Genomic DNA, 13,577 nt, shown 5'->3' with positions numbered 1-13,577 from the left:
CGCCACCATGACTCCTTTCTCAAACAAGGTCATGCCGCGGGGGTTCACTGGCTCACCTCTTCGTCTTCATCGCCGGTGAGCAGGGTCAGGCGGCCGAACTCGTCCCCCTTGACGATGCGGGTGTAGCGCACATCGTCATCCTGTTGGGTGAAGGTGAGTACGAACGGGCTCAGCTCGCCGCCGGGGAAGAGCAGCAGTTGCGGTGTGCGCTCTTTCTCATCGCGCTGCTGTTCGGTTTTCTCGTCGGGGTCCGGCTGCCAGCCAAAGCCTTCCAGCTCCAGTGCCAGCGTCATGTTCTCGGTCAGTTGTACCGGCCCAAGCTGCTTGTCGCCGGTCAGGGCCAGCCACTTGCGATCCTTGGCCTGACGCTGCATAAATTGCCAGCCGTTATCCTCGATGCGAATGCCCACCAGCCGACCATCCATCACCGCATACTCCTGTGCCAGCTGCAGGGTCGCCATCAGGCGGCGCGCCTGCTTGTCCAGCTCTCTATCCCCTCTGGCGCCCCCCATGCTGAGGGTGATGGCGGTGGCCACCAGCCCCATCAACATGGCGACCAGCAGTACCTCCAGCAGGGTAAAACCAGCTTGGCGAGCATGCTTCATCGCGCACTCCTTGGCCGCATTGTGGCGATATGGTGCCACCCCGTCAGCATGGCGGCACCACGCAACAGCACCTCCAGCAGGGTAAAGCCGGATTGACGACGAGCAGATGGGGCAGCCCTCATTCAGGCTGCTCCAGCAAGGCGGGGTGAATGCGGGGGCGGCAAATCACTTATTGGAAATCCTTCAGGTTCCAGTTGCCGATATCGTCATCGGTACCGGCTTCACCATCCAGACCCATGGAGAAGATGTCGAGCTTGCCAAACTGGCCCGGGCTCAGCAGCTGGTACGGGTTGCCCCAGGGATCTTGCGGCAGGCGCTTGATGTAGCCGCCGTCGCGGTAGCTGCGCGGCGCCGGATCGATGGAGGGTTTGGTCACCAGCGCGTCCAGACCCTGTTCGGTGGTCGGGTAGCGGTTGTTGTCCAGCTTGTACATGTCGAGGGCGTTTTCCAGCGCCACGATATCGGAGACCGCTTTCTGCTGGTCAGCCTTCTCCTTGTTGCCCATCAGGTTGGGCACCACCAGACTGGCCAGAATGCCGAGGATCACGATGACCACCATGACTTCCAGCAGGGTAAAACCGGATTGACGACGCTTTTGCATTGCTATGACTCCCTAACGAAATGAGATGGGATAGCCCATCAGAAATTGAAATGGGTGGGTTCGACAGGCCGCCAGCGGGGCAGTCGAACGCCGGAAAATTACATATTCACCATATTGTTGAGCTCGAGGATCGGCTGCAGGATCGACATCACGATAAACAGCACCACGCCAGCCATGGAGACCACCAGCAGCGGCTCGAATACCCCGAGGGCGATATTGACCTGGGATTCAAACTCCCGATCCTGGTTGTCCGCTGCCCGTTCCAGCATGCTGTCGAGCTCGCCGCTCTGCTCGCCCGACGCGATCATGTGCAGCATCATGGGCGGGAAGATTTTGGTCTCGGTCAGCGCCTTGCGCAGGCTGGTTCCTTCGCGCACCCGCTCCGCAGCCTCACCAATACGGGTGCGGGCAAAGTCGTTGGAGAGCACTTCGCCGGAGATCTTCATCCCCTCCAGTAGCGGCACCGCACTGGCGTTGAGAATGCTCAAGGTTCGGGCGAAGCGGGCGGTGTTGAGACCGCGGCTGACCCGACCAATCACCGGCAGACCAAGGATCACCTGATGCCAGTGGCGGCGGCGTTTTTCATCGGTCAGCCACCAGCGCCAGACAAAGCTGCTGAGGAAGATCAGCAGCAGGAACCAGAGGCCGTAGTGCTGCATCAACTCGCTGGTGCCAATGAGAAAGCGGGTGGTAGCCGGCAGTTGTTGGCCCATGTGTTCAAATTGGGCCACTACCTTGGGCACCACGGCGGTGAGCAGGATCGAGATCACCCCGACCGCCACGCAGGTGAGCACGATCGGGTAGATCATCGCCTGCAGCAGCTTGGTGCGCATGTGCTGGCGCTGTTCGGTGTAATCGGCTAGGCGGTTGAGCACTTTTTCCAGATGGCCCGATTTTTCACCGGCCGCCACCATGGAGCGAAACAGCTGGTCGAATACGTGGGGGAAGGCCCCCAGCGAATCGGCCAGCGAATAGCCTTCCACCACCTTGCTGCGCACTGTGGCCACCAGACTGCGCAGGTGAGCCTTCTCGCACTGCTCGGCCACCGCCCGCAGCGCCTCTTCGATGGTGAGACCGGCACCGACCAGGGTCGCCAGCTGGCGGGTGATCAGGGCCAGCTCGGCGGTGCTGGCGCCACGGCGGAACAGGGCAAAACGGGTCGCTTCCCGTTTCGCCTTCTCGGTGGTCTCGTTCACTTCAAGGGGGGTGAGCCCCTGCTCGCGCAGCAGCTGGCGTACCTGACGGGCCGAGTCGCCCTCCATCACCCCGCTCTTGCTGCGCCCCTTGTTGTCGAGGGCCTTGTATTCGAATGCCGCCATCTCAATCTTCCCGGGTCACGCGCAGTACTTCCTCAAGGCTGGTCTGCCCCTTGAGCACCTTGTCGATGCCGTCACGGCGAATGCTGGGGGTGTGGCCCCGGATCAGCCGCTCGATGGCCAGCTCGCCGCTGGCGCTGTGGATCGCCTCGCGCACCGCTTCGTCGATCACCACCAGCTCGTGGATACCGGTCCGGCCACGGTAGCCGGTGTGGTTGCACTGCTCGCACCCCACCGGGCGCCACACCTGCTGATCGGGGGCCAGCTCGATACCCATCGCCAGCCGCTCCTGCTCGGTGATGGGGCGCGGGGTGCGGCAATCGGGGCAGAGGGTGCGCACCAGCCGCTGGGCCAGCACCGCCAACAGGGAGGAGGAGAGCAGGAAGGGCTCGATCCCCATGTCCCGCATCCGGGTGATGGCGCCGATGGCGGTGTTGGTGTGCAGGGTCGACATCACCAGGTGACCGGTGAGCGATGCTTGTACCCCAATCTGGGCGGTCTCCAGATCCCGGATTTCCCCCACCATCACCACGTCCGGGTCTTGGCGCAAGATGGCGCGCAGGCCACGGGCGAAGGTCATGTCCACCTTGCTGTTGACCTGGGTCTGGCCCACCCCTTCAAGGTCATATTCGATGGGGTCTTCCACCGTCAGGATGTTGCGATCCCGCGAGTTGATCTCCGAGAGCGCCGCGTAGAGGGTGGTGGACTTGCCTGAACCGGTCGGGCCGGTCACCAGAATAATGCCGTGGGGCTTGCGAATGAGTTCGCTGATGATGGTGCGGTTGGGCTTGGTCATGCCGAGCTGTTTGAGCTCGAGGCGCACGTTGTTTTTGTCCAGCAGGCGGAGCACCACTCGCTCGCCGTAGCTCGACGGCATGGTCGAAACCCGCACGTCGACGGCGCGGCCGCCGATCCGCAATGAGATGCGGCCATCTTGCGGTACCCGCTTCTCGGCGATATCCATCCGCGACATGACCTTGATCCGCGATACCAGCAGTGAGGCCAGTTTGCGATGGGGGCGCAGGATCTCCCGCAGCACTCCATCGATGCGAAAGCGGATCACCAAGGCTCGCTCGAAGGTCTCGATATGGATATCGGAGGCCTCTTCCTTGATCGCTTCGCTCAACATGGCGTTGATCAGGCGAATGATGGGGGCGTCGTCATCGGCGTCCAGCAGATCCTCGCTTTGCGGCAGCTCTTCGGCCAGCGCAAAGAAATCCATCTCGTTGCCGAGATCTTCCATCAACTGGCGTGCCTCGGAGGAGTCGCGCTGGTAGTGGGCCATCAGCAGCTCTTCAAAGGTGTCGTTGTCCAGTTGCTCTACCGTGAAGGCACAGCCCGCCACCCGCCGCACTTCCAGCAGGGCTTGCGGGGTGACGCCGGGGCGGCACTGCAATATCGCCAAGCCCGCCCGCTCCATCAGGATCACCCCGAAGTTGCGGGCAAAGGCAAAGGGCAGCTCGGGCAGGGGCGCAGGGCCTACCCCCCCATCGAGATGATAAGCACTCATCAGGGCTTACCCTGCAAAAATGGCGTGGCGGTATCGACGTTGTGCTGGGGCTGTTGCAGCTGTGGTTGTGGCTGAACTTGCATCTGCTTGAGTCGCTGTTCTACCTCTGGCGAGAGCATCACATCTTGTCCGTAGGTGGGTAACACCTGACGGGTAGGTGACGTCAAATAGCTATCCTGGGCGGCAGCATTGAGCTGTTCGGCGCGGAACAGGGAGTACTTGTTGCTGGAGATGCCGGAGTAGACGTTGGCATCGCGCAAAATGGTCGGGCGGATAAAGACCATCAGGTTACGCTTTGAGGTGGTGTTGGAGGTGGAGCGGAACAGGTAGCCCAGCACCGGAATATCCCCCAGCAGCGGCACCTTGGAGATCTGCTCCTTGGTCTGCTCGTCCATCAAACCACCCAGCACTACGGTTTCTCCACTCTTCACCATTACCGCGTTTTTGACGATGCGGGTGTCAAAGGTGGGGCCAAGGTTGGCGGTGCCGGTCGCCTGGGTCTGGGCGACGCTGGAGACCTCCTGCTCGATATTGAGCAGCACTGAATCCCCTTCGTTGATCTGCGGCGTCACCGTCAACTTGGTACCGACTGTCTTGCGCTCTATGGTGTTGAACACCTGATCGCTGGTGGTGGAGCTTTGCGAACCGCTCTGGACCGGCACCTCCTGTCCGACGTTGAAGGAAGCCTCCTTGTTGTCCATGGTGACGATACTCGGAGTAGAGAGAATATCGTTCTTGGTATTGGTCGACAGTGCCGTGACCAGCATGGCCCAATCACCTTTATAGAAACCGGCTGCCATGCCGTTGAAATCTTTCAGCAGATTGGCAGCGGTGTCAGTCTTGCCCTTGTCGTAGTCCTTGCCTGCGGCGATAGCGCCACCGAGGGGCAGCCCGCTGTTGGTGAACTGGGTACCGCCGCCGTTGGCGTTGCCCCATTGCACCCCGAGGTTTAGGCCGTCACCATCCTGCATTTCGACGATGATCGCCTCCACCAGCACCTGGGCACGGCGAATATCGAGCTTGGCGACCACCTGCTCAAGCTCGGACATCACATCCGGCTGAGCGGTGATGACCAGCGCATTGGTGGTCTCATCGGCAGAGATGGCCAGCTTGCCACCACCGATGCTGGCGCCACCCGTGGTTGCGCCACCGCCCCCTTTCTTGTCGGCTTCGATGCTGGTGCTGACCCCCTTGAGCACCTCGACCATGTCTTTGGCCTTGCCATATTTGAGGTAGAAGACCCGGGTATTGCCCTGGCTTTGCAGGTCGCGGTCGAGCTGGCGCACCATCTGGATGATGCGGGCGCGCGCTTTCGGTTCACCACTCACCACCACCGAGTTGGTGCGCTCGTCGGCCACCACCTTGGGGGAGAGCAGCAGGGAGGCGGTGCCACCCTGGGGGTTGCCATCCTTGTTGAGGTTGGTCACCAGCCGCACCATCTCGCCAGCCGAGGCGAACTTGAGCTTGATGATGTCCACATCCTGATCGCCGGCGCGGTCAACCCGGTTAACCACTTCCACCAGCCGATTGACCACGGCGGCGCGGCCGGTGATCAGCAGCACGTTGGAGGGCTCGTAATGCACCACGTTGCCACCACCGGCGTTGTCGTTGAGCTGGCGCAGCAGGGGGGCGAGTTCACGGACCGAGACGTTGCGCACCGGCACTACCCTGGTCACCATCTCGTCGCCCACCCCCGGGTTGCTGCCATCCACCACCGGAATGGCGGAGGTCTTGGCATCCCGCGAGCGCAGCACCTTGAGCACCCCGTTGTCCATCGGCACCACGGCGAAGCCGTAGACGTCGAGCACGCTCAGGAAGAACTGGTAGTACTGCTCCTCATTGAGCAGATCGTAGCTGCGCACGTTGATCTTGCCGCGCACCGAGGGCTCTATGATGATGGTTTTATTGAGGTTCTTGCCCACCGTATTGATGAACTCTTCAATGTCGGCATTCTTGAAACTGGCCGAGTATTCGGTAGCCCAAGCTGAGCCCGCCATCATCAGTGCCGCTGCGATAGTGGCCAGACGCCAGCCTTTTCCTTTAGTGGTCATTCTTGGTACGACTCCAAATCATTATTCTGACAAGCGCACATAGACGTCGAACTGCTCGCCCTGCCGCTCAACGGTCACTGTCAGTTCGGTGGCGCCCGCCATCTGCTGCATGGCCTGCATGGCTTGCATGTTGTCCCGTAAATCCAGCCCGTTGATGCTGATGGCCAGGTCATTGGCCTGCAGCCCGCTCTGGTTGAAAAGTGCCGGATTGTTGCCCGGGTTGAGGCGATAGCCGGTCATGCGGCCATCTATCTGCACCGGTGAAATATTGAGGTAATCGGTGATCTTGCCCGGATCGGCCATCAGCTCGCTGCGCAGGGCGCTGAGAGGGGCGGCGTTACCGGTTTGCGGCAGCGGCTTACCGTACTCCTCGCCGTCCAGCATCAGGGTTTCGTCACGGCCATCCCGCTCGATGATCACCCGATCGGAGAAGACCTGGCGGATCCTGGCCTGAGTGCCGTCAATCATGTCACCGACACCATAGGAGTTTTGAATGCCGGACATGGCGATGATGGCGATGGATTTGGCGGGATCGGAGCTCGCCAGCACCCCGTTGAGTTGGGCATTGAGCTGGGTGCGCGGGGCATTGGCCGCCACTGTTGCGGCTTTGGCCTGCGCCTGTTGCAGGGCTTTGCCAAACAGCGCCAGACGGCTTATCTCTCCCAGTTCAAGGCGTGGGCCGCTCTGGCTGGCAGCGGCTACCGGTACTGGTTGCCACGGCTGGCTGGTTTGCGGGCTTGCCAGGGTGAGCAAACGCCAGGTCAGTGCGGCGCTCTGTTGCGCCAGCATCAGCAGCAAAACCAGAAAAATCACCTGGGTGACTCTGGTCATGGGGAGCCGCCGGCACTGGGCCAGCAGCAGGGGCAAAATCTCATCCCTGAATCGTAATGTCATATTAATCAACAAATTCCAGGTTCTGGGGGCAGCTGCGTATTGTGTACGGCCGCTGGCCGCGACACAACGGCACTGAGCACACCAATCAGCAAAAATGAATATTTCATCACACTAAGCCTGAATGGGTGCTGATAAAAGTAACAGCCTGCGTCACTACTGCCCTGCATGATGCTCGCCAAGATGGCGCCAAAGATGACGCTGTGTAATTTATGCGTTATCCGCGCCAATCCTGTAGCGCCTTGAGGGTGACGCTCTGTCCACCCACATCCAGCACAATGTACTGCTGCTCTATGGTGGCAAGGTGCACGCCGGGTGCCACTTCGTTGCCCTCACGGTATTCGCGGCCATTGAGCACGACAGCCCGCTTGGCCGCATTGGATGAGAACAGATGGGAGCCGTAGCTCAGTGTCGGCACTTGCTGGCGTATCGACTGTGGAGCAGCAGCCAGTGCCATCAATTGAGCCGGTTGTACGTTCTGAGCGGATGCCCCGGGGGTCTCTTGCAACGGGGTGTCGTTGAGGGCCCGCATCAATTGCTCGGCCAGACTCAAAGAGGGGGCCTGGCCATGGTTGGCTGCGTCGTTTCTGGCCACCGCGCTAGGTTGTACCACCGGCTCAGGCAAGGGTGGCGGCAGTGGCCGAGTGATCATCGCCTTGGGTTCGACCCGCACGAAAGGAGGGGTAATTACCTCCTTTACTTCCACTTTTTCTTCAATGGGGCGATTGTGCAGCAGATGCCAGCCATAGTTGGCGGCCATACCCAGCAGCAGCGCCAAGGGTGCGAGCAGCCAGCCGATGCGGCGGGGGTTGCGCTCTTCTTCACGGGGCATTGGCAAGCCCATGGCGGGGATATGGGTGCTCTGTTGCGGTTGCTGTGCGCGGTGCAGCGCTTTGAGCAGGGTAGACATCAGGAGGCATCCTCCAGTCTGGGCATGGGTTCACCGGAGTGGACATTGAGGCGCAACAGGGTATTGCTGCCTGCAATGCCGTCGGGGGTCAGTCCCTGATCTTGCTGGAACCGCTGCAGTTTGCTTTTGAGCTCGCCATCGAAACGGCGCACCTTGCGTTCGGGCTGTTGCAGCGCCCGGCTCAGGGCGTTGTCGAGCCACTGGATCTGGGTTTGTCCGGCATTGCTGGCAATCAGGCTGACACCCCCTTTGGGCATGCGCCAGAGCAGGGTGTAGCTGCCACCCCAGTTGTCGGTGAGCCACTGCCGCTCCACCTGCCAGCTTTGGCTGCCGATCATCAGGCTGGCCTTGCTCGGCCCCAGATTGACCAGGGTCGCGTAATAGATACCACCAGTCTCGTCGGTCAGGGTGATCATGGCGGGATGTTGCAGGGCACGCAGTTCATCGAGACTTGCCTCTCCCTCCTGACAGCGCAGGCCAGCACGGGGGGCGTTGTCACAGGTCGCCTCGAAAGAGTCGACCTCATAGCCCCAGACTTTGTACAGATTCTGCATGGCGCTATCGGGATCGATGGCCTGATTGATTGCCTCGGTCAGTTGTTCCTGCTGCTCGTCGGTTTCGTCGATGGTGACTGGCACCTCGACCTTGACCACCGGGCGCTCGGGCAATACGCCAAACAGTTGCCAGCCCCACCAACCTGCGGCCACCAGCAGGGCGCCCGCCAGCGTTATCATCAGACCTGAGACCCAGCTCCCCTCGTCTCGCACCCCGTTTACTTCAAATGCGGCCTGACTGATATCGCTATGCACTATTTTGTAGCTGCCACGGGAGAAGGCGGCGATCAGCGCGCGATCGCAGATGAGGTTGATAAAACGGGGGATGCCGCCACTCAGGCGGTGGAGTGTCTTGATGGCTCTGGGGGTAAAAATCGGTTGCACGCAGCCAGCCACCTGCAGGCGAAAACGGACATAGGCATCCACATCAGGGTGTGACAGGGGCAACAGGTGATAGCGGGCGGTAATGCGCTGGGCCAGCTGACGCAGCAGGGGTTGGCGCAGCATCTGCTGCAGCTCGGGCTGGCCAATCAGCACCACTTGCAGCAGTTTTCGTTCGTCGGTTTCCAGGTTGGTGAGCAGACGCAACTGCTCCAGCACCCCGGGCAGCAGGTGCTGGGCCTCATCCACCAACACCACACTACGCTTGCCTGCTGCCAGGTTGGCCAGCAGGTGATCGCGGATCAGGTCAAACAGCCGCTTGATCCCGGCATCGTCAGGGTAGGGGAGTTGAAACTCGTCGCAGATGGCGGCCAGCAGATCCCGCTCGGTCAGAGAGGGGTTGAGGATATAGGCGATCTCGGTCTCTGCCGGCAGTTGCTGCAGCAGGCAGCGGGAGACGGTGGTCTTGCCGGTGCCGACTTCACCGGTCAGCAGTACGAAGCCGCCGCCATCTTGCAATCCATAGTTGAGGTGAGCAAGGGCTTCGCCGTGGCGCTCGCTCATATAGAGATATTTAGGATTGGGCGAGATGGAAAACGGATGTTCCGAGAGGCCGAAGAACTGTGTGTACATGAGGGTATTCTTTTGTAGCCGGCGACAGATGAAAAATGTCTCCGGATGATAGCAAACCTCGCTTTCATTGGAAGCCATCATTGACGCCGGATGGCTAATGTCGCGATGTTCCTGCCATCTTGTGATCCCGGTTGTGCCATCGGCACGAACCCGGATCACAAAATGACAAAAAACATCTGTAAATAAAGGGAAATATCAATATGCCCGGTGTGGCACATGCCGCTTGTGCGCATTTTTATGACGCAGGTTGCCCTGTCAGCCACCACGGCAAAGGGTCGGGATGCGCCTGCTCAGTGGTGATCCTGAAACTGCGCGGCAATTTCCCTGAACTGCGCCTCGCAGGCGAGAAAAGCCGCGACGATGCCGGGATCAAAATGGTTGCCGCTCCCTTTCACGATGATGGCCTTCGCCTCGTCATGGCTGAAGGCAGGTTTGTAGACCCGCTTCGAGATGAGCGCATCATAGACATCCGCCACCGCCATCAAGCGCCCGGAGAGAGGAATATCCTCACCCGCCAGCCCTGCTGGATAGCCGCTGCCATCCCACTTTTCGTGATGGGTGAGGGAGATCTCCCTGGCCAGTCGCAGGAAGGAGTTGGAGCCCAGCTGCGCCTCGGCACTGGCCAGCGCATCGGCGCCGATCTGCGGGTGGCGCTTCATGATGGCGAACTCCTCATCGGTCAGCTTGCCCGGTTTGAGCAGGATGGCGTCGGGAATGCCCACCTTGCCCACATCGTGCAGGGGCGCCGATTTGAACAGCAGGTCGATGGTGGCGTCATCGAGCGGGTAGCGATCCCGCTCGTTGCGACTGAGGTATTGCGCCAGCGCCTTCACATAGTGTTGGGTGCGGATGATATGGGCGCCGGTCTCGTTGTCCCGGGTCTCTGCCAGCGAGGCGAGGCCGAGGATGGCAACGTCACGGGTCAGGTTGAGCTCGTCGCTGCGGGATTTCAGCTCGCCGATCATCTGATTGGTGCTGGCGGCAATCAGGCCGAACTCGTCATCCCGGGTGACCGGTACCCGTGCATCGAAGTCACCGCACTGCACTCTGGCCATGGTGCGGGTCTGCTGGCGCAGGGAGAGGCCGAGATTGCGGCCATAACCGTGAATGATCAGGGCGAGATAGCAGAAGGTCACCGTCATCACGAAGGCGATCTCCCACAGGATGTAGTGCTGGGCATCGGCCCTCGGCAGGCTGCGCTCCACGGTCACCAACCACTCCAGATCCTTGTTGAACAGCAAGAAGAAGACGCTTCCCAGCAGAGTGAGGGTCGCCAGGGTAAAGAGGGTGAACTTGCGTGGCAAAGGCATGGCCAGCGGGTGGCTCAGCGCCAGGCTCTGCTCGGCTTGCCGCTCTCTGGCCCGATGCCAGCCCCGCTCCAGGGTCAGATCGGCTGCGACCAGAAAGCCGAGGGTAGTCATTCCCAGCAGCACCTTGAGATGGCTCTCCAGCGGAAAGTCGTGGTTCAGGGCGTGGTAGCACGAGAGCAGCAGCGCCCCTAGCAGGTAGAAACCCACCTCTAGGCCGAACCCGTTCAGCTCGTTGCGCGGCAGGGGCCGCCTTGAGAGCAGCCGGTTGCGCACGGCGAACATGATGGCGAACGTCACCAGGGTTGGCCCCAGCAACTGGGGCAGGGTGAGGCTCTCGAGAAACGGGCAGACCTGCCAGCCATAGAGACAAAATAGTGACAGGGTTACCCCGTAGTGCAGGGCGCAGCGCCCCGTGATCCTCTGCATATTCCCACCCATGTTGCTGGTTATTGTTATGTCGGCGGGAGGCCCGCCATTACAGGCGCCGCAGCAGCAGGCTACCGATCGAGTAGCCAGCGCCAAATGAGCAAAGTACACCGCGGGCCCCCGCAGCAAGGTCGCGATTGTACAGATGAAACGCGATGATGGAACCCGCCGAGCTGGTATTACCATAGCTATCAAGAATGACCGGCGCCTCCTGCTGGCTGGCATCGTGGCCCAGCAGCTTGCGGCCGATGAACTGGTTCATGGTGAGGTTGGCCTGATGGAGCCAGAGTCGGCTCAGGCTTTCGGTGGGCCAGCCTTGCTCATCGAGCTGGCTGGCGATCTGGTCGCACACCAGCGGCAACACCTCCTTGAACACCTTGCGCCCCTGCTGGCGGAACAGCTTGTCATCGCCGTAGCGGGTACGCGGGCTGAGCCGGTTCAAAAAGCCGAAGTTGTTGCGGATGTTGTTGGAGTACTGGGTCACCAGCTTGCTGGCCACCAGTTGCCACGGATTGGCCACCTTGCAATCGGCTTCCCGCTCCAGCAGCACAGCAGTGCAGGCATCGCCGAAGATAAAGTGGCTATCCCGATCGCGAAAATTGAGGTGCCCCGAGCAGATCTCCGGATTGACCACCAGCGCCAGTCGGGCGGTGCCTGCCGCCAGCATGTCTGCGGCTGTTTTGATGCCGAAGGTGGCGGACGAGCAGGCCACGTTCATATCAAAGGCCATGCCGCTCGCCCCCAGATAGTGCTGCAGCTCGATGGCCAGCGCCGGATAGGGGCGCGGCATGTTGGACGCCGCCACTATCACCAAATCGATCTCCCCCGGCTCGCGGCCAGCGGCGATCAGCGCCTGTTCGGCGGCGGCCACCGCCATCTCCACCATGATGGAGGGCATTTCATCGGGCCGCTCCACCAGCAGCGGTTGCATGATGTCGGGGTTGAGCACCCCTTCGCGGCTCACCAGATAGCGGCTCTTGATGCCGGAGGCCTTCTCGATGAAGTCGCTGCTCGAATGCTGCTTGGCAGGGAGCTGGCCAGCATCGATGGCGGAGGCGTTCTCCTCGTTGTAGAGATCCACATACTGGTTGAAGGCTGCCACCAGCTCTTCATTGCTGACGGCAAAGGGTGGGGTATAGAGGCCTGAGCCACTGATCACGATAGAGGTCATCTTTGCTCCTCGCCGGGTGCGTTCCCGGCTTGTCGGTTTATAGGGTAGAGAGGGTTACAGCTGGTCGATCGCCGCAGCGAGACCCGCCAGGGTCAGCGGATGCATCCGCCCGCCAACCACGTCATTCATCAGCTTGATGGAGGGGTGCCAAAGCCACTCCCGCCGCGGAATAGGGTTGATCCACACCAGCTTGGGAAAGTGCTGCTGCAAGCGGGTGAGCCATACCTGACCCGACTCCTCGTTCCACTGCTCGACACTGCCGCCGGGCCAGCTGATCTCATAGGGGCCCATCTTGGCATCCCCCACCAGGATCACCCGGTAGTCGCTGCCATAGGTGCGCAGTAGCCGCAGGGTGTCGAACCGCTCATCAAAGCGGCGCTCGTTATCTTTCCAGACGAAGTCGTAGAGGCAGTTGTGAAAGTAGAAGTACTCCAGATGCTTGAACTCGTGGCGCAGGGCAGAGAAGAGGCGCTGCACCTCGGCCACGTGGGCATCCATGGAGCCTCCCACATCGAAAAAGACCAATAGCTTGACCCCGTTGTGGCGCTCGGGCCGTAGCTTCACATCGAGCCACCCCTGCCGGGCCGAGCTTTTAATGGTGTCGTCGAGATCCAGCTCGTCGGGATTGCCCTGGCGCACCCAGCGTCTGAGCTTGCGCAGCGCCAACTGGATGGCGCGCTGGCCGAGCGGCGAGTCGTCGCTGAAGTTGCGATAATGTCTGGCCTCCCACACCTTGACCGCCTTGCCGTGCTGGCCCTCTCCACCCATGCGAACCCCCTCGGGGTGAAAACCGCCATGGCCAAACGGGCTGCTGCCACCGGTTCCCACCCACTTGTTGCCACCGGCATGGCGCTCTTTTTGCTCGTTCAACCGCTGGTTGAGGGTCTCCAGCAGCTTGTCGAGTCCGCCGAGGGATGTAAGCAACGCTTTCTCCTCGGGGCTCAGCAGTCGCTCGAACTCCTTGCGCAGCCACTCCTCGGGCAGGCTCTCCGGCAGCAGGGGAATGGCGTCCAGCCCCTGATAATATTCGGCAAAGGCGCGGTCGAAGCGATCGTAGTGGGCCTCGTCTTTCACCAGCAGGCAGCGGGCGAGCTGGTAAAACTCATCCATATCGACAGTGACCAGCCGGGCGGCCAGCGCGGCGTGCAAGTCCAGCAGCTCGCGCAGGCTGCACGGGAGCTTGTGACGGCGCAGATGGGTAAAAAAGTCGATCAGCAT

At 61.1% G+C, this 13,577-nt stretch carries 12 protein-coding genes; all 12 read right to left on the bottom strand.

Annotation, left to right across the window (positions count from 1 at the left end; genetic code table 11):
• Positions 1–44: 44 nt before the first annotated feature.
• Entirely contained in the window at positions 45–605 is a 561-nt protein-coding gene (gene exeH / locus ACY8FN_RS18740) for a GspH family T2SS minor pseudopilin variant ExeH (RefSeq protein ID WP_438579925.1), read from the bottom strand.
• The gene (locus tag ACY8FN_RS18735) at positions 602–727 is read right to left on the bottom strand and encodes a type II secretion system protein (RefSeq protein WP_463100881.1); all 126 of its coding nucleotides are present in this window, start codon (positions 725–727) and stop codon (positions 602–604) included. Before ACY8FN_RS18735 ends, exeH begins: the two co-directional genes overlap by 4 nt.
• Positions 728–774: 47 nt before the next feature.
• Positions 775–1,206 carry a GspG family T2SS major pseudopilin variant ExeG gene (exeG, locus tag ACY8FN_RS18730; RefSeq protein ID WP_101323939.1) on the bottom strand — a complete coding sequence of 144 codons (432 nt, stop codon included), beginning with the start codon at positions 1,204–1,206 and terminating at the stop codon, positions 775–777.
• A 98-nt stretch (positions 1,207–1,304) separates the two neighbouring features.
• A complete protein-coding gene (gene exeF, locus ACY8FN_RS18725; protein ID WP_463100880.1) occupies positions 1,305–2,525 on the bottom strand; it encodes a GspF family T2SS innner membrane protein variant ExeF in 1,221 nt (406 codons plus the stop codon).
• A gap of 1 nt (position 2,526) precedes the next feature.
• Positions 2,527–4,032, bottom strand: a complete 1,506-nt coding sequence (gene exeE, locus ACY8FN_RS18720; RefSeq protein WP_139718293.1) for a GspE family T2SS ATPase variant ExeE — start codon at positions 4,030–4,032, stop codon at positions 2,527–2,529.
• Positions 4,032–6,083 (bottom strand): GspD family T2SS secretin variant ExeD, encoded by a 2,052-nt coding sequence (gene exeD, locus ACY8FN_RS18715; protein WP_463100879.1) that lies wholly within the window; start codon positions 6,081–6,083, stop codon positions 4,032–4,034. Before exeD ends, exeE begins: the two co-directional genes overlap by 1 nt.
• Before the next feature lie 21 nt (positions 6,084–6,104).
• Complete coding sequence (gene exeC / locus ACY8FN_RS18710; protein WP_463100878.1) at positions 6,105–6,950, bottom strand: GspC family type II secretion system variant ExeC; 846 nt, start codon at positions 6,948–6,950, stop codon at positions 6,105–6,107.
• A 241-nt stretch (positions 6,951–7,191) separates the two neighbouring features.
• Positions 7,192–7,884 carry a GspB family T2SS assembly factor variant ExeB gene (gene exeB / locus ACY8FN_RS18705; protein ID WP_463100877.1) on the bottom strand — a complete coding sequence of 231 codons (693 nt, stop codon included), beginning with the start codon at positions 7,882–7,884 and terminating at the stop codon, positions 7,192–7,194.
• On the bottom strand, positions 7,884–9,452 hold the full coding sequence (locus tag ACY8FN_RS18700) for an ExeA family protein (RefSeq protein WP_139690937.1): 1,569 nt from the start codon (positions 9,450–9,452) through the stop codon (positions 7,884–7,886). Before ACY8FN_RS18700 ends, exeB begins: the two co-directional genes overlap by 1 nt.
• 290 nt (positions 9,453–9,742) lie before the next feature.
• Positions 9,743–11,188: an HD domain-containing phosphohydrolase gene (locus ACY8FN_RS18695; RefSeq protein WP_463100876.1), complete on the bottom strand. Its 1,446-nt coding sequence runs from the start codon at positions 11,186–11,188 to the stop codon at positions 9,743–9,745.
• 49 nt (positions 11,189–11,237) lie between these two features.
• Positions 11,238–12,359, bottom strand: a complete 1,122-nt coding sequence (locus tag ACY8FN_RS18690) for a beta-ketoacyl-ACP synthase III (RefSeq protein WP_463100875.1) — start codon at positions 12,357–12,359, stop codon at positions 11,238–11,240.
• A gap of 54 nt (positions 12,360–12,413) precedes the next feature.
• Positions 12,414–13,577 (bottom strand): vWA domain-containing protein, encoded by a 1,164-nt coding sequence (locus tag ACY8FN_RS18685; protein WP_463100874.1) that lies wholly within the window; start codon positions 13,575–13,577, stop codon positions 12,414–12,416.

The sequence above is a fragment of the Aeromonas sp. 160P genome (assembly GCF_055193095.1).
The sequence above is the reverse complement of the archived record's forward strand: the minus strand, read 5'-3'. Positions and strand labels throughout refer to the sequence as shown.